The organism is Acinetobacter sp. 5862, assembly GCF_024494585.1.
In the GTDB taxonomy this organism is placed as follows: Bacteria; Pseudomonadota; Gammaproteobacteria; order Pseudomonadales; family Moraxellaceae; genus Acinetobacter.
Map to the genome: position 1 here is coordinate 1 of NZ_JANHGP010000060.1, position 20,907 is coordinate 20,907.

Sequence of the window (20,907 nt, forward strand, 5' to 3'; positions counted from 1 at the left end):
CGCGACTCATCCGAGTCGCTTTTTTATTCAGTTCAAAAACTCAAATTATTGAGCTTATTGACCTGGCTGTGCAAGAACAGTACGGCTACCAGTGATCGCAGCGAATACGCGACGGTTCATGGCACGACCTTCTTTAGTCTTGTTGTCAGCAATCGGTTGATCCCAAGCAAAGCCTTGAGTCGTCAAGCGAGATTCGTTAACGTTATATTCGTTAACAAGCGCTGATTTAACAGAGTTAGCACGAGCTAAAGATAAACGTTCGTTTAACTTACGTGGACCAGTGTTATCAGTGTGACCTTCAATACGTGCAGTCGCATTCGGGTATTCAGCTAATTTCTCAGCTACTTTCGCGATTTCAGACTTGTATTGTGGCTTGATGTCAGACTTGTTCGTATCAAAGAATACACGAAGTTCCATGTTAAGGTCTTCAGTCAACTCTTTTGGCTGTGGCTGTGGCTGTGGTTGAACTGGTACTGGTTCAACTGGAGCAACTTCTACTACTGGAGCAGCTGGCTTCAAGTGACCGCCAAGCACTACGTTTAAACCAGCAAGAGCTGTGTAGTTCCAGAAGTCTTCATCGATGTTATAAGTACCACGAGCTTCAGTACGAAGAGATAAAGCATCATTTAAGCGCCAGAATGCACCAAAACCAGCATTCCCTAAAGTACCTTCTTCTGCTTCAGTTCCAGCAATTGAACCTTCGCCTTTGTATTTATAATGACCAGCACCTAGCAATACATACGGCTTAATTTTGCTGTCATAGTTTTTAGTGATTAAATCAGAAGTAACATAGAAGTTACCATTGATTTGTTGTTGTTTATATTCTGCGCCAGTAATACCTTCAACATCACCTTTAACTTGGTTATATTCAGCTTCAAAGCCTAACCAAGGCGTTAATTCAACACCAAGTGCTGCACCAACAAATAAATCATCCTGAAGCTCAGGACCATCTGTTAAATGCTTATCACCGTTATTATGTTTAGTGTCTTGGAATGTGTAACCAAGCATTAATGGAGTTACTGTTACACCCGCATTAGCAGCAGCTAAAGGAGCAGCAACAAGCATAGCAAGTGCAATACGACTCAATTTCATGGATATCCTCCAGAGATAACAATTGTTTGTTGTTCAAGCTTAGCCTATGAGTTTTGGCCCTGCGAACATAAAATGTTTACAGTATTATTTTTAAGCTATTCACTTCACTTTGAATCATACAAACACTTGATGAATTTTCCAAGTGCTTGATAACTTTAACCCCGCAAATTATTGACAAAATTTCTTACAATTTCCGTTGTAGTTCAGTAAATTTTCAATTCAACTTTAAAGCTCGAATAGCTTATTGTTCGCTTTCTTCAATTTTAGCAGTATTTGCTTGATGAAGTAATGGTTAGTTTTCTAATACTAAACTTAATTTAATAAATACAGTAATTACTTAACACTTTGTTAATAAAAAAATTACAAAACTATCAAAAGGTAAAAAAATGTTAAAAGTTAGAGGATTCACTCTGAGTGAATTAATGGTCACACTTGCTATTTGTGCGATTATAGCATGCCTCAGTTTACCTTATTTGAATCAATTATTGATTTCAAATGAAGTAAATCATATGAAAAGAACACTCACAATTTACATACAAAAATCCAAATCTGACGCACAGATTCATCATAAAAATGTGACTTTATGCGCAAGTAAAGACTTAACTAGCTGCGATTCAGATTGGAACAGTGGATTAATCGGATTCCTTGATTTAAATGCTAACCGGCAACGTGATTCAAATGATCCTTTATTGTATTCCACAGCATTTCATTATAAGTATGGGAAATTAGATTGGAGGGGTACATTAAGAATAAATTCACTTACTTTCCAAGGTGATACAGGGCTACCAAGAGGCTCAAATGGAAGTTTCTTTTATTGTATGAATGATTCTAATCATCATACTCAATTAATTCTCAGCAATATGGGGCACATACGTAGTAAAGAAATTACCACGTGTTAAAAACTCTTCAGTCTAGCCTAAACGACGTAAAATACTTTATTCGCATGCTTTTTTTAATATACTGCATAGGTTTTGAACATTCTCTGCAAATTATAAGTCTGGAGACACACAATGACTGACATCGTAATTGTCAATGGCGCTCGTACAGCAATGGGCGGCTTCCAAGGCGCATTATCAAGCGCAACTGCACCCGAATTGGGTGCAATCACCATTAAAGAAGCAATTGCTCGTTCGGGATTACAGCCTACTGATGTAGAAGAAGTAATCATGGGCTGTGTGTTACCAGCAGGTTTAAAACAAGGTCCAGCTCGTCAAGCTATGCGTAAAGCAGGTTTGCCTGATTCTACTGGTGCAGTAACCATTAACAAACTTTGTGGTTCTGGCATGAAAGCTGTGATGCAAGCTGCAGATATGATCAAAGCTGGTAGTGCTGAAATCGTGGTTGCGGGTGGTATGGAGTCAATGACCAATGCTCCTTATGTTTTACCTAAGGCACGTGCAGGTTATCGCATGGGTCATGGTGAAATTAAGGATCATATGTTCCTTGATGGTTTAGAAGATGCAGAAACTGGCCGCTTAATGGGATCATTTGCACAAGATATGGCAAATAAACGTAGCTATACACGTGAACAAATGGATGATTTCGCTATACGTTCTCTACAACGTGCACAGAAAGCAATTACTGAAGGTTATTTCAAAGATGAAATCGTTCCAGTAACTGTGTCTAGCCGTAAAGGTGATGTTGTTGTTGATCAAGATGAACAACCATTAAATGCAAAAATTGACAAAATTCCAAGTTTGAAACCTGCTTTTGCAAAAGACGGTACGATTACTGCGGCAAATGCGAGTTCAATTTCTGATGGTGCTTCTGCTTTAGTGTTAACCTCTAGTGAAGTCGCTACTCAACGTGGTTTACAACCTTTAGCAAAAATTATTGCAACCGCATCAAACTCTCAACATCCTTCTGAATTTACGATTGCTCCTGTAGGGGCGATTGAAAAAGTTTTGAAAAAAGCTGGTTGGGATGCACAAGATGTTGATCTTTGGGAAATCAATGAAGCTTTTGCAATGGTTACAATGTGCCCAATTGATGACTTCAAATTAGATACAGAAAAAGTCAATATTAATGGCGGTGCTTGCGCACTTGGTCATCCAGTTGGTTCTACGGGTTCACGTATCATTCTTACGTTGATTCATGCACTTAAACGCACTGGTGGTAAAAAAGGTGTTGCGGCGCTTTGTATTGGTGGTGGTGAAGCAACAGCAGTTGCAATTGAATTGATCTAATCATTAATTCGATTAACTAAAAATCCTGCCAAGTGCAGGATTTTTTATTTTCATAATTACAAAAAATAATGCACCAATTATCAAAATCCCGATAAGTTATGGGCTATATAAAAAAACAACAAGGAGTTTCCTCATGCAGCTCAACCATTACCTCAATTTCAAAGGACAAGCTGAACAAGCATTTATTTTTTACCAATCTGTTTTTGGCGGTGAGTTCGCAATGATCAGTCGCTATGGTGATATGCCACCTACAGAAGGGGTTATGTTATCAGAAGCAGATAAATGCTTAATTCTGCATGTTTCCTTACCTATTAATGAATATACCGTACTCATGGGTTCAGACGTTAATGATCAGTTCTGCTCTCCGAATAGTATTTTCACTCAAGGCAACAATCATTATATTTCAATCAATATTAAACACGATGAAATGGAGGCACGACGTTTATTCAACCAGCTTTCTGTACGTGGTCATATTGAAATGCAATTAGAAAAAACCTTCTGGGGCGCACTGTATGGTGCTTTCACTGATCAGTTCGGAATCAAGTGGATGGTCAATTGTCAGCTTGACTCAACTATTTAAAACACCTCAATGTTTTGATGCAATATGTCTCATATTGCATCGCTTTTATTATGAATTAACTAAAATACTTGTCTAACATCTTCTTAATATCCATCTCATTAAAAATTTCAGGATACTTTTGTGCAAATATTGGAAGATGTTGTTTCATCTCATCCTTTTGCACAACTGTCCATCTTGGCGGATAAATTCTATAGTGCAAAAACTGTAAACGATATTTTACTTGATCATCAAAATTCTGCTGCTCTTCTTCTGTCTGTACATATTTTTGCTGTGTTACAAACCAATAGAGCTGATCCCATAAATCATAGTTTTGGGTTAAATTAAGTCTGTGCTCGAATGATATATCTGCTGTAGTTAATTGAAGATACTGCTCTAACTCATCCAATGTTGGCTGAGTTGTGCTATAGGCTTTTGCTTTAAAAAACTGATGTGATAATAACTTCTGCTGTGTTAACGTAAAATAATCTAAATACTGATAAAGTTGAATAAAGTTTTGTTTTAAAGCAAATAGAACTAAAGCATTCGCAATCGAAATGATTTCAATTTTTTCAATGATCTCAAAAAACTGCGCTTGCTCCCCTTTAAACAAAACCCATTGATATGCTCGAATTTTCGCCTGTTGGGAACTGAGCAACGTAATCGGATGCTGATTAAAATAATTTTCAAAATCAAAATTTTGTTGTCTTAATGCAAAATAAGCATAATCCATCACAGATAAAAAACGACTATGCCATAAGTCAATGATATCGTCAGTATTTAGAATTTTTCGTTGATACAGAACATCGAATAAATGATATTGCACATCTCTAAATTGGCTATACTTCAATTCAAATAATAATTTTTGCGCTGATTCATTTTGAATAATATGATCTAACCAAAATTTACGCACAATTTGATCTTTCGCAACCTTAGATAATTCAAGTAATTGCTCTTGCTCAATCCATTGATGTTCTACAATATAAGTCAATAGTACACGAGGTAATTGACCTTGTTCAGAACTGACTGTGTGCTGCAAATAATCTTTATTTTTCGCTACGGTATTCAGTAATAAATTTTCAATTTCAGGGACAGTGCGTACACGTTGTTGTACTGCGGCAATTTGTAAAAAATGGTCTATACACAATTGAGTAAATTCAGGACGCTGACTCCAACGTTGAAAATGTTGTGCTGCCAACTCTCGATTTATTTCTATATAATCACTTAAACGAAATAATAAGGCAGGAAATAATTCTTGTTCGTAGCAATCTTTTAAATGTTCTAATGTCCGTTGTCGTGCATAGCCATCATAATCTCTCAGTAACCATATCAACTCATCCAAACTCTTTCTAATAAATGGAATATCTGCGATTTCTGGTTCAGGCTGAGGAATATTCGATATATGTGTTTGCTCAAATGCTTGGCGTTCTGCCAATATTTCAGCTGTATTTATATATGGCTCAGATGAACAAAATATCTTTTTTAAAAATTTAAACATGTTCTTTCTAAATAAATGCTTTAATTTTTTATAACAAATTTAAAAATAACCGTCATTCTATATTCCTTATTAAACATCAATATTAGAATACTGAGCAATAATCATTAATCCGATAGTGATAAATCCAATCCCAACCCACCCTGCTAAATCAATATGCTGCCCTAAAAAAACTTTTGCTAAAGCAGCTGTCGCAATAACACCTAGCCCAGACCAAAGCACATATAAAATCCCAGCTTGCATATACTTCAATGCAATCGCAGCACAAGTAAAAGAAACAAGATATAAAACCAAGGCGATTCCTTGATCGAGTTTATTCACTAATCCATTTGCTTTGGCAGAATAAAAAGTTGAGAGCACATCAGTTGCGATGGCGAAAAGCAGCCAAATCACCCCAGGATTTATTTTTGCAATAAAGATCAGCATTGTTATTCTTCAATCTATAAGTCTTAAATAATACGCAATAAAAAAAGCTGAACCTGAGTTCAGCTTTTTTACTTAAATGAGCTTAAGCACCTGTTTGGTAACTCGCTTGTGGCACAGCAGTTGAAGCTTGATACGGATGAGTGAAATCTTGAAGTCCAGCAGCTGCTTCATGAATATCCTTACCTTCTTTAACCACAAAGCTATCAAAGCCAGAACGTTTTAAATAGTTTAAAACATCTTTAAAGATATCACCGACAGCACGTAACTCGCCTTGATAACCTTGACGGCGTAATAATGCTGCAAATGAATAACCACGTCCATCATTGAAACCTGCGAACTCAATGAAGATCGCATCTAATTCATTTAATGGAAATTGATGAGTTTCAGGTGAATCATTAACAGTAATGTATAACGCTTTTTTAGCTTGTACATTTGCCAACTGATCTAACTGAGCCGTTGTTACAACCACATCACCTTGTGGAATTACGCCATCTTCAGCAATCACTTGATAAGTATTATCAGCAATCGTGCCATCTTTGAACAGCACTTGTAGCGATGTATTAAGCATAAGCACGCTCCTTAAATGGTTGGATGCCAACACGGCGATACGTATCAATGAAACGCTCACCTTCAGTACGTAGATCAAGGTAAGTATTTAGGATTTCTTCAATGACATCAGGTACTGCATCAGCAGCAAAAGATGGTCCTAAGATATCACCGATAGACGCATCATGATTCGCGTTACCGCCTAGCGTGATTTGATAAAATTCTGCACCTTTTTTATCTACACCAAGGATACCAATGTTACCCACATGGTGATGACCACAAGCATTCATACAGCCTGAGATATTCAGATCAAGTTCACCAAGATTATAGATCGTATCTAAATCATCAAAACGACGGCTAATCGCTTCTGAAATTGGAATTGATTTCGCATTTGCCAATGAACAGAAATCACCGCCCGGACAGCAAATAATATCGGTAATAAAGCCGATATGCGCGCGTGCCATGTTGTGTTGTTCAAGTGTTTGCCACAATTCAAACAGATCTTTTTGTGGTACATCCACCAATGAAATGTTTTGTTCGTGTGTGGTACGGAACTCACCAAAGGTGTATTTATCTGCTAAGTCAGCAATTAAATTCATTTCTTCAGAAGTCATATCACCAGGAGCAACCCCTGCACGTTTCAAAGAAATCGTCACAATACGATAGCCTTTGACTTTATGTGCATTGGTATTCACGTTGAACCATTGTTTGAATTTAGGATATTCAGCAAACAATGCTGTGAAATCTTGATCGTCTAACTCTTGATAATCAAACGGAGTGAATTCTTCATCCAATTTTTTTAAGATTTCTGGTTGAATCTTCAATGCTTCACGTGTGTGCTCAAATTCAGCCTCAACTTTTTGAGCAAAGACTTCTGGCGTAAGTGCTTTCACCAAAATCTTAATACGTGCTTTGTATTTGTTATCACGACGACCATGCAAGTTATAGACACGTAAAGTCGCTTCTAAATAAGCAATCAAATCTTCACGTGGCAAGAACTCACGGATTACGCTACCAATGATTGGGGTACGGCCCAAGCCACCACCAACCATGATTTTATAGCCCATTTCGCCCGCTTCATTGCGAACGATATAAACACCAATATCATGGAAAGCTGTTGCAGCACGATCTGTTTCTTCTAAAGCAGAAACTGCAATCTTGAACTTACGTGGCAAGAACGCAAATTCAGGATGGAAAGTACTCCACTGACGAATCAATTCACACGTCGGACGTGGGTCTGCAATCTCACCAGCAACCACACCTGCAAACTGATCAGTCGTGGTATTACGAATACAGTTACCTGAGGTTTGTACTGCATGCATTTGTACTGTTGCTAGCTCAGCAAGAATATCAGGTACATTTTCTAAAGCAGGCCAGTTCAACTGAATATTTTGACGAGTTGAAACGTGGGCATAACCACGATCATATTCAGTCGCAATTTCAGCAATTTTTCTGAGTTGTTTAGTATTCATCAAGCCATACGGCACAGCGATACGGAGCATAGGTGCATAACGTTGCACGTACAGACCATTTTGCAAACGTAATGGACGATATTCGTCTTCTGTTAATTTTCCTGCTAAATAGCGTTCTGTTTGATCGCGAAACTGAGCAACACGTTGGTTAATCAGTTGTTGATCGAAATCCGTATATAAATACATGGCGTATGGCTAGTCATTCATTATAAAGGTGACTAGCATAGCGAGCTTTTATTCATCAACAAAATGCTTTTTTTGCATATTTAATAACGATTTTATTGATAAGCCTATCTAATTACCGCAAATAGAAAAAGCTCAGACAAATCTGAGCTTTTACAATGATTTTCTAAATGAAATTAGTTCTTATCTGGCAATGTGTAAGCGACTAAATAATCACCTTTTTTCGTCCCAAATAAACCATGCCCACCCGCCATAATCACCACATATTGCTTGCCATTGATTTCATAGGTTATTCGAGTCGCCTGTCTACCCGCAGGTAAACGTGCTTCCGATAACTTATCGCCATTTGAAACATTGAATGCACGAAGATAATTATCTTGGGTTGCTGCAACGAACATCACTGCGCCTCAGTATCTTGCCAACCTAGAATTTTATTGAGATCGAAGTAGATCTATACAACATCTTAACAATACAGTGATGAATCTCACATATTGTCTACCACTTACCCTCACCTAGACCCTGACCAATAAAGGCATATTTAATTTGTGAACGTGAGAACTTAATTGGACATGCCAATTGCGCTTCGGTTTGTTCACTATTTTCAGATAATGGTACATCCACGACCCAACCACGTTGTTCAGCAATTGGAGAAACCAGTGCTTCGTCAAGGCTCAAGACAGGTTCCACACAAATATCTAAGGTTTTAAAAAGTTGCTGCCATACTACAAAATCTTGGCTCTTAAACTTTTCCTGCAATGCTTGTTTCACCGCTTGGCGGTCTTCAGGATCAAATGATGTGCCTTTGGCAAGAAGTAATGGCAATTCTAAAGCCGCTGCCAAACCCGCCATAAATTGTGGTTCTAAACTTCCGACAGAGAAATAACGCCCATCTTTGGTTTCATAATAATCATAAAAACTCGCACCATTTAACATCCCTTGTTCTGGTGCTTGTGGCGTCTGACCTGCCAAACTTGCAGAAGCAGCCATGCTATTTAAACTTGCCACACAATCTGTCATGGAAATATCAATATATTGTCCAAGACCACTACGTTGACGCTCAACAACCGCAGCTAAGATACCAATCACCGCATGCAAAGAACCACCTGCCACATCCGCAATTTGAATTCCAAGTGGTGGTGGGCCACTATCTTGACGGCCACTATGACCTGAAACACCCGCTAATGCGAGATAGTTAATATCATGCCCAGCACGATCTTTATAACTTCCTGTTTGGCCATATCCCGTAATCGAGCAATAGATTAAACGTGGATTAATCTCTGCCAAAGTCTCATAGTCCAAACCTAAACGGCGCATGACATCAGGACGAAACTGTTCCAAAACAATATCAAACTCAGAAATTTTATTTTTGATCAGTTCAATATTGTTTGGCTCTTTTAGATCAAGCGCAATCGACTGTTTATTTCGATTCAGATAACTATGTGCAGTGGCTTGCCCATTGGCATAGGGTGGCATAATTCTCACGAGATCTGGACGCGTTGGTGATTCCACATGGATCACTTCTGCACCCATATCCGCAAGATACATACTTGCAAATGGACCAGGCAATAAAGTAGAAAAATCTAGAACTTTCAATCCTTTTAAAGCAGATGGCATAATAATTTTTACTCGATTTGTTCAAATTTTCTTTTATACTAGGTTCAGATAAACACAAAAACAATGTCATGTTCAGCCATTTACCTTGATCGTTTCGGCAATTTAACATGTACAGAATGAGCAATATTTTTTCTTGTCAATTGCTCAATTAGATATTTTAGACGGTTATTTAGGTCAATTATCGTGAATAGTAAAGAAACTGAAGGATTCAATATGAGCCGTGATACGATCAGTATCCACTTCGTGAATGCGGCTTTAACAGGTGTTAAACGCCTTGGCATGGACGTTGAAACATTACTTTCACATGTTGGAATTGAGGCAGAACTGCTGCGTCAACCCAAAGCGCGAATCTCCCCTGAGCAATATACTCGTTTTGTCAAAATGTTATGGATGGTCACTCAAGATGAACACGTAGGTTTTGATGTACAGCCTCGTCGTTTAGGTACATTTGCCATTATGTGCCAATTAATCATACATTCGAAAACACTTGGACAGGCACTGGAACTCTCCTCCCAGTTCTATAAATTGTTTGGAGATGAATGGTCGGTAAGCTTGGAACGTGACAAGCATGAAGCACGTTTAGTGCCTCACATTCCTAAAGCGCTTGACCCTGATCATTTTATTACTGAAAGCATGCTGATGATTTGGCATGGACTTGCATCATGGTTAATCGAACGCCGCCTGCCACTGGAACGTGTTCATTTTGGCTATGAACGCCCTAACCACGCCGATGAATATGATGCGCTGTTCTTTGCGCCTGTGATGCAATTCGATGCACAACGTACGGAAATCACATTTGCTGCTGATTATCTAGATTTACCAATACGCCAAGATGACAAAACCTTGGAAGAGTTTTTGAAAGCGGCACCTGCACAATTACTGGTAAAATTCAAGAATACCAACTCACTCACTTCACGTATCCGAGATGTATTGAAGAGCCAAATTGGTGAAGAAATGCCAACCCTCAATGATGTTGCATCAATGTTGTATTTATCACCTCAAACATTGCGTCGTCGTTTGGCTGCGGAAGGTAAAAGCTATCAAGGGGTCAAAGATGCCTTACGTCGTGATGCTGCAATTCATTTATTATTAACACCAAACCTTACCCTTGAAGATGTTGCTCAACAAGTTGGCTTTAGCGAAACCAGTACCTTCCACCGTGCCTTCAAGAAATGGACAGGTGTTACGCCTGGTTTATATCGCCAACTACACGGACAGCATTTATAAATCACTGCATATAGATAGTCTGAAAGCTCAGGCTATCTATTCCGCTGACTTTGAGAATACGGACCGATCTCTTTATTATTCAACAATCTCTTTCAATAAAATAAAACTGAGAGTGATAAATTTTGCCATCACTCGCAGTATGTTCCAAAATGGAACATACTGAACTTTGTTCAAGTTCACCAACTTTAAAGATGTTTCCCAAATGTTTGGTAATTGCAGGGCGTTTTGTGCCAAACAACTCTGCCATCTATGCCTGACTTAACCAAACAGTTTCCTGTCCTAGATTAACCTCTAACTGTATTTCCCGATCCTGACTGCTAAAAAACTGGATTTGACTCATGGTGTTTTCCTTATTTTATTTATGCATGCCATTTTAACGATTAAAATTGGCGAAAAACATCAAGCTTGCCAATGTTTATCATCATTGCACTGCCACTTAAATTGAGTACACTCGAAGCACAATGATTTTAATTTAAGGCAATACAAGGAACAGCTATGAGCGAGGCCTATATTATTGATGCCATTCGCACACCACGCGGAAAAGGAAAAAAAGACGGCTCATTACATGAAGTAAAACCAATTACTTTACTCACAACATTATTGAATGAATTACAACAACGCCATCAACTCGACACATCTAAAGTCGATGATATCGTTCTCGGTTGTGTGACACCGATTGGTGATCAAGGTGGGGATATTGCCAAAACTGCTGCGATTGCTGCAGGTTGGAATGATGATGTCGCTGGCGTACAAATCAACCGTTTCTGTGCTTCTGGTTTAGAAGCGGTGAACTTGGCAGCACAAAAAGTTCGTTCAGGTTGGGAAGATGTTGTGGTTGCGGGTGGCGTAGAATCAATGTCACGTATCCCTATGGGTTCAGATGGTGGACCATGGGCACTTGATCCTGAAACCAATTTAAAATCATCTTTTGTACCACAAGGTGTGGGTGCAGACTTGATTGCAACCTTGGATGGTTATAGTCGTGCAGATGTAGATGCTTTTGCAGTTGGTTCACAACAAAAGGCCGCTGCTGCTCAAGCAAATGGTTATTTCGATAAATCAGTTGTGCCTGTGAAAGATCATGCAGGTGTAACAATCTTAGAAAAAGACGAATTTATCAAAGGAAATACCACTGTTGAAGGTTTAGCAAAACTGAATGCTAGCTTTGAAATGATGGGTCAAATGGGCTTCGATGCTGTTGCTTTACAGAAGTATCCTGAAGCGCAAAAAATTAACCATGTTCATCATGCAGGTAACTCATCAGGTATCGTTGATGGTGCTGCGGTAGTGTTATTGGCTTCTGAAAAAGCAGTCAAAGAGCAAGGTTTAAAACCTCGCGCCAAGGTGCTTGCAACTGCATTAGTCGGTACAGATCCAACCATTATGTTGACTGGTCCTGCTCCTGCTGCACGTAAAGCATTAGAAAAAGCAGGCTTAAGCATCGACGATATTGATTTATTTGAAGTGAATGAAGCTTTCGCAGCTGTGGTGATGCGTTTTATGACAGAACTGAAAGTTCCTGCTGAGAAAGTCAACGTCAATGGTGGTGCAATTGCGATGGGACATCCATTGGGTGCAACAGGTGCCATGATTCTAGGAACTTTGCTAGATGAATTAGAGCGTCAAGGTAAAAAACGCGGTCTAGCAACATTATGTGTCGGTGGTGGTATGGGTATCGCTACCATTATCGAGTTGGTGTAAGGAGCACAACATGAGCGCTATTAAATACGAAAAAAACGCTGATAATATTGTAATTCTTACACTGGATTCATCGGGTCAATCTGCAAATACCATGAATGCAGAGTTCCGTGATGCTTTAGATGAAGTCAGTCAAAAACTTAAAGCTGAAACTGATCTGAAAGGTATTATTTTCCGTTCAGCTAAGAAAACCTTCTTTGCTGGTGGTGACTTGGATGAGCTGATTCAAGTACAACCTGAACATGCCACTGACTTTTTCAAAATGATTGAAGAACTCAAAGGTGACTTACGTGCGATTGAAACTTTAGGTGTACCTGTTGTTGCAGCTTTAAACGGTACTGCGCTTGGCGGGGGCTGGGAAATTGCTTTAGGTTGTCATTACCGTATTGCCATTAATGATCCAAAAACTAAATTTGGTTTACCTGAAGTGACTTTGGGATTACTGCCAGGTGGCGGTGGTATCGTCCGTATGGTACGTTTGCTGGGCTTACAAAATGCATTCCCGTTCCTCATGGAGGGTAAGCAGTTTGGTGTCGATAAAGCAAAATCTCTTGGTTTGGTACATGACACGGCTGAGAATGAACAAGAGCTGTTAGAAAAAGCGATTGCTTGGGTAAAAGCTAATCCAAAATCACAGCAACCATTTGATGTGAAAGGCTACAAAATCCCGGGTGGCAGTCCAAGCACTCCTGCGGTTGCGCAAGTGCTTGCAATTGCCCCTGCCATGCTACGTGACAAAACCAAAGGTTGCTACCCTGCTCCTGAAGCGATCATGGCGGCTGCAGTTGAAGGTGCGCAGGTCGATGTCGATACAGCACTACGTATTGAATCACGTTACTTTACACAACTGACAGTAGGTCAGATTTCCAAGAACATGATCGGTACGTTTTGGCATGGTCTAAATGCAATTAAATCAGGGGCGAGTCGTCCTGCTGAAGTTGCTAAATGGCAGGCGAAGAAAGTCGGTGTTTTAGGTGCAGGTATGATGGGTGCAGGGATTGCCTACTCAACCGCAATCAAAGGCATTCCTGTCGTACTCAAAGATGTGTCTGTAGAAAATGCAGAGAAAGGCAAAGCTTATTCACAAAAGCTACTTGATAAACGTGTTTCACAAGGTCGTATGACCGCAGAAAAACGTGATCAAGTGTTAGCGCTTATTACGGCTACTGCTGATGCAACTGATCTACAAGGCTGTGATTTAATCATTGAAGCAGTATTTGAAAATCAAGAACTCAAAGCCAAGGTGACTCAAGAAGCTGAACAGTATTTAGCTGAAGGTGGCATTTTTGCATCGAATACGTCTACCTTACCAATCACGGGTTTAGCGACTGCAAGTAAAGATACCAAAAACTTTATTGGCTTACATTTCTTTAGCCCTGTAGACAAAATGCAGTTGGTTGAAATTATCAAGGGGAAGGAAACTTCGGCAGAAACATTGGCGAAGGCTTATGACTTTGTACAACAAATTGCTAAAACGCCAATTGTGGTGAATGACAGTCGTGGTTTCTTTACCAGTCGTGTCTTTGGTACGTTCATTCAAGAAGGTATGCGCCTACTTGCTGAAGGTGTTCATCCAGCCAAAATTGAAATGGCGGCACTCAAGGCAGGTATGCCAGTCGGCCCACTTGCGATTCAGGATGAAGTCTCTTTAACTCTGACTGAACATGTTGCGAGTGAAACCCGTAAAGCCCTACAGGCTGAGGGTAAGGAATTACCAAAAACTCCTGTAGATGAAGTAGTTCACACCATGATTCACGAGCTGAATCGTAAAGGTAAGGCAGCGGGTGCAGGCTTCTATGAATATCCTGAAAATGGCAAAAAACATTTGTGGGATGGACTCAGCCGCTGGACGAAAGCCAATGATATTTCCGAACAAGATATGATTGATCGTTTCTTGTTTGTTCAGGCACTCGATACTTTACGCTGCTATGAGGAAGGCGTTCTAGAATCAGTCATTGATGCCAATGTCGGCTCGATTTTTGGAATCGGTTTCGCACCGTGGACAGGAGGAGCAATCCAGTTCCTAAACCAAAATGGAATTGAGAAATCTCTCCAGCGCTCAGAAGAATTAGCTTCTAAATATGGCGAACGCTTTATAGCACCTGCATTACTTAGAAAACATGCTGAATCAGGTGAAGTATTTAAATAGTATGACGCTTCTAAACTAAGCTGTTTGTATGTCCTCCCTCTTTGATCAAAGGGGGAGGAATATTTATTTTAGATCTTTAAAAAGTAAGGTTTAACCTAAGAACCAAACTCTTTGAGGCACAGGTCGTTCCACAACTTGCTCAGGTTGTTCTACCACAACTGGCACTTTCACGAGATTAAAAGATCGTGTGAGATGATTCACATGGCTTTGCAACTCAGTATCATCTATTGTTTTAGCATAATCAATGAGATGCTGTGCATATTCTTGATTTTCCACCATATAAAGCACATCAACCACACGCCCCGTTACCCGTCTTAAACGTACATAAAACTGCGTAACAGCTGCAAAAATATCCGTATCCGTTGAATCCAAAATCATTCTTTTCTCCATCACATTTTGTTTTTCATCAATATTATTATGATCTTCAAAATAGATAATTAGCCTTTAAAAAGGCTCAGTTTCTTATCTACCTTGAAAGAATCTGTGTTCATTGTATTGAATACTATGACTATTTTAACAATCCGATCCTGTAATCCATATTGGACAAAAGTCGATTTTTGATTTGCTTATTAACATCTGCACACGGAGTGAATTATACTTTTATGCTATAAGGCTATTTATTTTCTCTCTTTAGGAAAAATCCTATGTCTGAAAAACTCTGTCCAGAAACCTCACCTTGGGGTTGGAAAGCACTCATTATCACCTGTATTTTAAGTTTTCTTTTTATGGTGATTTTTTACTTGGCGATGAACAACGAACCAGACTATATGCCAATGAATCAGAAGAAAGCAGCAGCTCAATCTGAAATGTCAGAGTCATCGATGACAACCGAAACAATGCATGCGGAGCATGAACATCATCACTAAAATATTATTGTCGATCATGATGAATCCGTGTTAAACAGGGATTTATCATGTTATTCGAGATTTTCAATGCTTCACCAAAATCGTCAGGCACTGGTTGTTGAAGGTGGTGGAATGCGTGGTGCATTTACCAGCGGTGTCTTAGATGCATTTTTACAGCAACAATTTAATCCTTTTGACCTATGTGTTGGTGTTTCTTCTGGTTCAACCAATGTCGCAAATTACTTGGCTGCTCAGCAAGGCCGTACTCTACAAATCTATTTAGATCATTCCCTTCGCTCTGAATTTATCCATTACGGTCGCTTCTTTAAAGGCGGTGATTTATTGGATTTAAAATGGATGTGGGATGTAGTTGAAAAAGAATATCCTTTAAATCAGACACATCTATTTGAAAATCATCCTGAATTTTATATGGTGCTCACCCATGCGATTTCAGGTGAAGCCACTTATATCAGAGCATCTAAAGACAATATTTTAGATGGATTAAGAGCATCTAGTTCTATCCCCGTACTCACACGTCAAGCAGTTGACGTATTTGGTGAGCCCTACTTTGATGGCGGCATTGCGGATGCCCTCCCAATACATTGGGCTGCTCAGCAACATGATGTTTCGAAACTTATGGTATTGCGAACACGACCAAAGAATTATTATAAAGCTAGCAGCAAAGGTGATCAGTTGCTTGCTAAATATGTGTTTAAACAAAAACGTGGTTTTGCACAAAGCTTGCTCAACAGAACTCAACGTTACAATGATTCGGTGCAATTTGTTCGCTCAGCGTCAAAACAACAAATGCTTGAAGTTTGCCCCCCTGATCTAAAAAACATGGCAGGTCGACTTTCTAAAAATAAAGCAAAAATCCGCTATAGCTACGATGTCGGGATCGAAACAGGCTTAAAAGCGATTGAGGATTGGAAGCACCTCTGAGTCTGCACGGTCAAATCTTGAATGAATCATGATTGAATAATTTGGTTATTTCTATCCCCAATTATTCAATCATTTATGCTTTTTTCTATTTTTAATATCTACAATGCGATTTTTTTAACTGACTTTTGCAGACCTCTTACGCATTGAATCCAATACAAAATATAAATAAATTCCCCAAAGTAATTTTAAAACCATATAATATTTAAGGCTTTATTAGTTTTATTGATTAATGCTGCAACCTTAAAATTTTAATTTTTGGAATTTATTATGAGCAATCAACCATCACCACAAAAAAACTCAAATGAAGAAACGGTATTAGGATGGAAGTTTGTCATTATTGTGGGCGTATTAAGTACCATATTTCTCAGCTTTTTTTATTTAGCAATGTCTCAAGAACCTGATTACATGCCTAGTGCACAACGTAAAGCCCAACAAGAGAAAGAGCTTGCTCAACATGAACATGCTTCTGCTGCATCAGAAGTTATTGAGCATAACCAACAAAAGTAGCATCAAAATATGAGCTTATATCATCTTGATCACGATCCGTTGAGTAAGCCCTCTCAACACGATTTTCATTTATAAAGTATTTAGATTCATCGTCATTTCAATGTGCGAAATTCCGAACTCATCATATGAATTACCTTGTACAGTAAAGCCTAGCTTTTCATAGAATGAGATCGCATGGACTTGAGAGGATAATGTCAATACTGATAGACCTTGCTTTTGAGCATAACTAATAATTTCTAGCATAATCATTTGTCCAAGACCTTGCCCCCGATAGGCTTTAACATCAGCCACTCGCCCTACACTGTGGTTCTGTAACAAACGCGCTGTGGCAATCGGCTGATCTTGATCATAGATTACAAAATGCTGAGAAATCACATCTTGATCATCCCACTCATCTGCTTCGGTGATGCCTTGTTCACAAATAAAAACCTGCGTTCGGATCAATTTAGCGTCTTGCTGTAATTGATCCCAATGTCCTTGTTTGATTCTATACATATAGCATTAAAACCTGATCAACACTTACAACCGATATTTTCAATCGGCATTTGGTCTTGTAATAATAATTCTAGGCTCTGTTTTTCAATGCCATACATCGTTTTTAAGGCTTGGATTTGTTGCATGACTTTTGGATCAGGCTGTTGAATATCCTTGCGTTTGGTTGCCAAAATCATTTTATTTTTACTGGTATGTTCTAAGGCAACAAACTCAAACACCTTGGTTTCATAACCATGTGCTTTGAGTAATAAAGCACGTAAGGTATCCGTCAGCATTTCAGCCTGTTGTCCCGCGTGAATACCGAATTGCAGCATTGGCTGTAATACTTCTGGACTATGTAATTGTGGGCGAAGTTCTTTATGACAACATGGCGCACACATAATCATTGAAGCATTCAAACGAATACCTGTATGAATAGCAAAGTCAGTGGCAATATCACAAGCATGTAACGCAATCATCACGTCCAGCTTTGCAGGTTGATAACTGCGTACATCCCCCTCAAAGAAATCAAGATGATTGAAACCTACCTGATCAGCTACATTCTGACAAAACTCGACTAAGTTGGAACGCAATTCCACTCCTGTGATCAATGGTGTTTTTTGTTGCGACTGTAAATAATCATACAATGCAAAAGTTAAATAACCTTTACCTGAACCAAAATCGACAATGTTCAGCTCTTGCTGGGTCGCATCTATCTGTTCATAGGCATTAGAAAAAATTTCAATAAATTTATTAATCTGCTTCCACTTACGCGCCATACTTGGAACAATCTGGTCTTTTTCGTCAGTAATGCCCAAATGTCTTAAAAAAGGACTTTGCTGCTGTACATAACGTTGCTTTTCACGATTGTGCTGTTGTTGTTCAACTTTAAGTACTGATGTTTGCTTTTTTTGATAATTTAACATCGCTTTCTTTTTATTTTTCTTTAATTGGATATCTTGATTCAAAGTGAATAAATTAGCTTGTTTAGATAGATTCAGTAACTCAGCAATCTTTTTTACACCATCAGTTAGAGTGTAATTTTTCGTCACATCCTGAGTGGTGTGATGATATAAACAAGACAGTATTGCCTGTCCTTGTAATTCAATCATACGAAAAGTTATTTTCTCTAATTCTGTCAATTCACCTTTGTATTGACTAAGTATCAGCCGATCAAAGCTTTTATTTTCAATAGATTGCTGGATATCCAAGAAAAACTGCTGCTCTTGTTCAAAAGAAAATTTCGGCGCAAACATAATGAAAACCTGACAAATAGAAACTAAATTTTAAAGCGTCTTACTTTAAAAGGGAAATTGCATTACGATACAGTTGTATTTTTATGCAAACAATAAATCTGATGACCGTAAATACCTTGTTGAGCTATGACCCGAAAGAAGAACGAATTAATGCTTATAGTCATGGTATTGGAGCTGTATTAGCACTGATTGCTTCTATCTTACTCATTATTAAAGGTCAACACCTGCCTTTAGGACAATGGTTCAGTTTATGGGTATATGGTTTTAGCTTAGTCTTATTACTGAGTAGCTCAATGATTTATCATTTTGCTCAAGATGAACGTAAACGCTATTGGTATAAAAAACTGGACCATACTGCGATTTATTATCTCATCGCAGGTACATATACCCCCTTTCTGAGTATCGCGATTCCGACAGCTAAAGCCCACTATTTACTGATTGCTTTATGGGTAATTGCACTGATTGGCACGCTATTTAAGTTAGTTTTTATTCATCGCTTTCAAAGAGTTTCATTAGCCGCTTATCTTGTGATGGGATGGTTGGCAGTTTTGGTCATGGATGATATGCAACGCTACCTTTCAAAAGAAGCAATTCAACTGTTAATTGCAGGTGGGCTTGCCTATACCGTTGGCACATTGTTTTATGCGTTAAAAAAGGTAAGATATACCCACGCAATTTGGCATGTTTTTGTGCTATTAGGGGCAGGTTTACACTTTTTGGCGATCTATTGTTATGTATTATAAATCCATGCATCGCAGGCAGCTTGCTGGGTAAATTCCGCATTCAAAAGAAATTTCAGGACAGGTTTTACTGTTTCCTGAATAAATCACATTAAGGTTTTGTATGTCGTCAAACGCTACGACTGTCACCACTGAAGTGGCCAGTAATTCAAAGGTACGGGTATTATTTGCCAGTCTGGTGGGTACTACGATTGAGTTTTTCGACTTTTATATCTACGCCACAGCGGCAGTGCTGATTTTCCCCCATTTATTTTTTCCTGAAAGCAGTGATGGTGCTGCGGTACTCAAATCACTGGCAACCTTTGCAATTGCTTTTATCGCTCGACCAATTGGTGCGGCGATTTTTGGACATCTGGGTGATCGGATCGGGCGAAAAGCAACGCTCGTTGCGGCATTGCTTACTATGGGAATCTCAACCGTTTGTATTGGTCTTTTGCCGACCTATGCACAAATCGGTCTTGCAGCTCCTTTACTTCTTGCCTTATGCCGTTTAGGACAAGGCTTGGGCTTAGGCGGTGAATGGAGTGGCGCGGTTTTACTTGCCACTGAAAATGCCCCAGAGGGTAAACGTGCATGGTATGGTATGTTTCCTCAACTCGGTGCGCCAATTGGCTTTATCCTTGCCACAGGCTCATTTCTATTATTGAATGCCTTTATGTCCGAGCAAGATTTTATGACTTGGGGATGGCGTATTCCATTTATTTCCAGTGCTGTATTGGTTCTTGTTGGTCTCTACATTCGTTTGAAACTGCATGAAACACCAGCCTTTCAAAAGGTGCTAAATAAGCAAAAAGAAGTCAATGTGCCATTTAAAGAAGTCATGACCAAGCATCTACCGATGTTAATTCTCGGTACGATTGCGGCAATCTGTACTTTTGTGGTGTTTTATCTCACGACAGTATTCGCTCTAACATGGGGAACAACTCAATTAGGCTATACACGAGGTGAGTTTTTACAACTTCAACTAGCCGCAACTTTGTGTTTTGCTGCATTTATTCCAGTTTCAGCCATTTTAGCTGAAAAATTTGGACGCAAAACCACATCAATCGCTGTCTGTGTATTATCAGCACTATTTGGCTTATGCTTCGCTCCATTGCTTGGTTCTGGTAGCCCAATATTGGTGTTTTTATTCTTGTGTATTGGACTTTCAATCATGGGGTTGACCTATGGCCCCATTGGAACTGTGCTTTCAGAGATTTTTCCAACATCAGTACGTTATACAGGTTCAGCATTAACCTTTAATTTAGCTGGAATTTTTGGTGCATCCTTTGCACCTTATATTGCGACTCAACTTGCAGAAAGTTATGGTTTAGGGGCTGTCGGTTTATATCTAAGCTTAGCTTCTGTATTATCTTTAATTGCATTTTTACTGATTCGTGAAACTAAAAATGATGATGTAAATAACCAAATTTAATCGCATCTCTTATTCTCGGATGATTTATTTAATTAATCATCCGATAACCATTTATCGGGCAATTTCAAGCCTTTTACACTTGTTC

General features: G+C 39.0%; 21 protein-coding genes and 1 pseudogene. 11 read left to right on the plus strand and 11 right to left on the minus strand.

Features of this window, described 5'->3' with window-relative positions:
• Window positions 1-54: 54 nt before the first annotated feature.
• A complete protein-coding gene (gene omp38 / locus NO346_RS11865) occupies window positions 55-1,092 on the minus strand; it encodes an outer membrane protein Omp38 (RefSeq protein WP_256415279.1) in 1,038 nt (345 codons plus the stop codon).
• Between the two features lie 386 nt (window positions 1,093-1,478).
• Here omp38 and NO346_RS11870 point away from each other — a divergent pair, with 386 nt between their 5' ends.
• The 3 genes from NO346_RS11870 to NO346_RS11880 all read left to right on the plus strand — a co-directional run bounded on the left by NO346_RS11870 (window position 1,479) and on the right by NO346_RS11880 (window position 3,858).
• The gene (locus tag NO346_RS11870) at window positions 1,479-1,991 is read left to right on the plus strand and encodes a GspH/FimT family pseudopilin (protein ID WP_256415280.1); all 513 of its coding nucleotides are present in this window, start codon (window positions 1,479-1,481) and stop codon (window positions 1,989-1,991) included.
• Window positions 1,992-2,102: 111 nt separating this feature from the next.
• Entirely contained in the window at window positions 2,103-3,278 is a 1,176-nt protein-coding gene (locus NO346_RS11875) for a thiolase family protein (RefSeq protein ID WP_005162073.1), read from the plus strand.
• 133 nt (window positions 3,279-3,411) lie between these two features.
• Window positions 3,412-3,858, plus strand: coding sequence for a VOC family protein (locus NO346_RS11880; RefSeq protein WP_256415281.1), 447 nt, complete (start codon window positions 3,412-3,414; stop codon window positions 3,856-3,858).
• Window positions 3,859-3,913: 55 nt separating this feature from the next.
• Here NO346_RS11880 and NO346_RS11885 read toward each other — a convergent pair whose 3' ends face one another.
• The 6 genes and pseudogenes from NO346_RS11885 to NO346_RS11910 form a co-directional block, all read right to left on the minus strand.
• Window positions 3,914-5,269 (minus strand): hypothetical protein, encoded by a 1,356-nt coding sequence (locus NO346_RS11885; protein ID WP_256415282.1) that lies wholly within the window; start codon window positions 5,267-5,269, stop codon window positions 3,914-3,916.
• Between the two features lie 132 nt (window positions 5,270-5,401).
• Window positions 5,402-5,755 carry a multidrug efflux SMR transporter gene (locus NO346_RS11890; RefSeq protein WP_256415283.1) on the minus strand — a complete coding sequence of 118 codons (354 nt, stop codon included), beginning with the start codon at window positions 5,753-5,755 and terminating at the stop codon, window positions 5,402-5,404.
• An 82-nt stretch (window positions 5,756-5,837) separates the two neighbouring features.
• Complete coding sequence (locus NO346_RS11895) at window positions 5,838-6,323, minus strand: DUF934 domain-containing protein (RefSeq protein WP_256415284.1); 486 nt, start codon at window positions 6,321-6,323, stop codon at window positions 5,838-5,840.
• Complete coding sequence (locus NO346_RS11900; RefSeq protein ID WP_256415285.1) at window positions 6,316-7,959, minus strand: nitrite/sulfite reductase; 1,644 nt, start codon at window positions 7,957-7,959, stop codon at window positions 6,316-6,318. The genes NO346_RS11895 and NO346_RS11900 overlap by 8 nt, the downstream gene beginning before the upstream one ends.
• A 173-nt stretch (window positions 7,960-8,132) precedes the next feature.
• A pseudogene (locus tag NO346_RS11905) lies at window positions 8,133-8,363 on the minus strand (hypothetical protein); the annotation flags it as partial.
• An 88-nt stretch (window positions 8,364-8,451) separates the two neighbouring features.
• Window positions 8,452-9,570, minus strand: coding sequence for a CaiB/BaiF CoA-transferase family protein (locus NO346_RS11910; protein ID WP_256415286.1), 1,119 nt, complete (start codon window positions 9,568-9,570; stop codon window positions 8,452-8,454).
• Window positions 9,571-9,783: 213 nt separating this feature from the next.
• Between NO346_RS11910 and NO346_RS11915 the strand changes: the two genes are divergently transcribed.
• Window positions 9,784-10,797 (plus strand): AraC family transcriptional regulator, encoded by a 1,014-nt coding sequence (locus NO346_RS11915; protein ID WP_005162097.1) that lies wholly within the window; start codon window positions 9,784-9,786, stop codon window positions 10,795-10,797.
• Window positions 10,798-10,876: 79 nt separating this feature from the next.
• On the opposite strand, the gene NO346_RS11920 is transcribed toward NO346_RS11915, so the two are convergent.
• Window positions 10,877-11,044 carry a hypothetical protein gene (locus NO346_RS11920; protein WP_005162100.1) on the minus strand — a complete coding sequence of 56 codons (168 nt, stop codon included), beginning with the start codon at window positions 11,042-11,044 and terminating at the stop codon, window positions 10,877-10,879.
• Window positions 11,045-11,292: 248 nt separating this feature from the next.
• Between NO346_RS11920 and NO346_RS11925 the strand changes: the two genes are divergently transcribed.
• Together NO346_RS11925 and NO346_RS11930 are read left to right on the plus strand one after the other, a co-directional pair.
• Entirely contained in the window at window positions 11,293-12,498 is a 1,206-nt protein-coding gene (locus tag NO346_RS11925) for an acetyl-CoA C-acetyltransferase (protein WP_256415287.1), read from the plus strand.
• Between the two features lie 10 nt (window positions 12,499-12,508).
• Window positions 12,509-14,644, plus strand: a complete 2,136-nt coding sequence (locus tag NO346_RS11930; protein ID WP_256415288.1) for a 3-hydroxyacyl-CoA dehydrogenase NAD-binding domain-containing protein — start codon at window positions 12,509-12,511, stop codon at window positions 14,642-14,644.
• Between the two features lie 90 nt (window positions 14,645-14,734).
• Here the strand turns inward: NO346_RS11930 and NO346_RS11935 are convergent, their stop codons facing one another.
• A complete protein-coding gene (locus NO346_RS11935; RefSeq protein WP_005162108.1) occupies window positions 14,735-15,022 on the minus strand; it encodes a hypothetical protein in 288 nt (95 codons plus the stop codon).
• Between the two features lie 266 nt (window positions 15,023-15,288).
• Between NO346_RS11935 and NO346_RS11940 the strand changes: the two genes are divergently transcribed.
• The 3 genes from NO346_RS11940 to NO346_RS11950 all read left to right on the plus strand — a co-directional run bounded on the left by NO346_RS11940 (window position 15,289) and on the right by NO346_RS11950 (window position 16,938).
• The gene (locus NO346_RS11940; protein WP_004664735.1) at window positions 15,289-15,510 is read left to right on the plus strand and encodes a hypothetical protein; all 222 of its coding nucleotides are present in this window, start codon (window positions 15,289-15,291) and stop codon (window positions 15,508-15,510) included.
• Window positions 15,511-15,576: 66 nt separating this feature from the next.
• Complete coding sequence (locus NO346_RS11945) at window positions 15,577-16,431, plus strand: patatin family protein (RefSeq protein WP_256415289.1); 855 nt, start codon at window positions 15,577-15,579, stop codon at window positions 16,429-16,431.
• Between the two features lie 267 nt (window positions 16,432-16,698).
• The gene (locus tag NO346_RS11950) at window positions 16,699-16,938 is read left to right on the plus strand and encodes a hypothetical protein (RefSeq protein WP_005162113.1); all 240 of its coding nucleotides are present in this window, start codon (window positions 16,699-16,701) and stop codon (window positions 16,936-16,938) included.
• A 69-nt stretch (window positions 16,939-17,007) separates the two neighbouring features.
• On the opposite strand, the gene NO346_RS11955 is transcribed toward NO346_RS11950, so the two are convergent.
• Together NO346_RS11955 and NO346_RS11960 are read right to left on the minus strand one after the other, a co-directional pair.
• Complete coding sequence (locus NO346_RS11955) at window positions 17,008-17,433, minus strand: GNAT family N-acetyltransferase (RefSeq protein WP_256415290.1); 426 nt, start codon at window positions 17,431-17,433, stop codon at window positions 17,008-17,010.
• A gap of 17 nt (window positions 17,434-17,450) precedes the next feature.
• Window positions 17,451-18,668: an SAM-dependent methyltransferase gene (locus NO346_RS11960; protein ID WP_256415291.1), complete on the minus strand. Its 1,218-nt coding sequence runs from the start codon at window positions 18,666-18,668 to the stop codon at window positions 17,451-17,453.
• 101 nt (window positions 18,669-18,769) lie between these two features.
• Between NO346_RS11960 and NO346_RS11965 the strand changes: the two genes are divergently transcribed.
• Window positions 18,770-19,411, plus strand: a complete 642-nt coding sequence (locus NO346_RS11965; protein ID WP_256415297.1) for a hemolysin III family protein — start codon at window positions 18,770-18,772, stop codon at window positions 19,409-19,411.
• Between the two features lie 100 nt (window positions 19,412-19,511).
• Window positions 19,512-20,822: an MFS transporter gene (locus tag NO346_RS11970; RefSeq protein WP_256415292.1), complete on the plus strand. Its 1,311-nt coding sequence runs from the start codon at window positions 19,512-19,514 to the stop codon at window positions 20,820-20,822.
• Window positions 20,823-20,907: the final 85 nt, after the last annotated feature.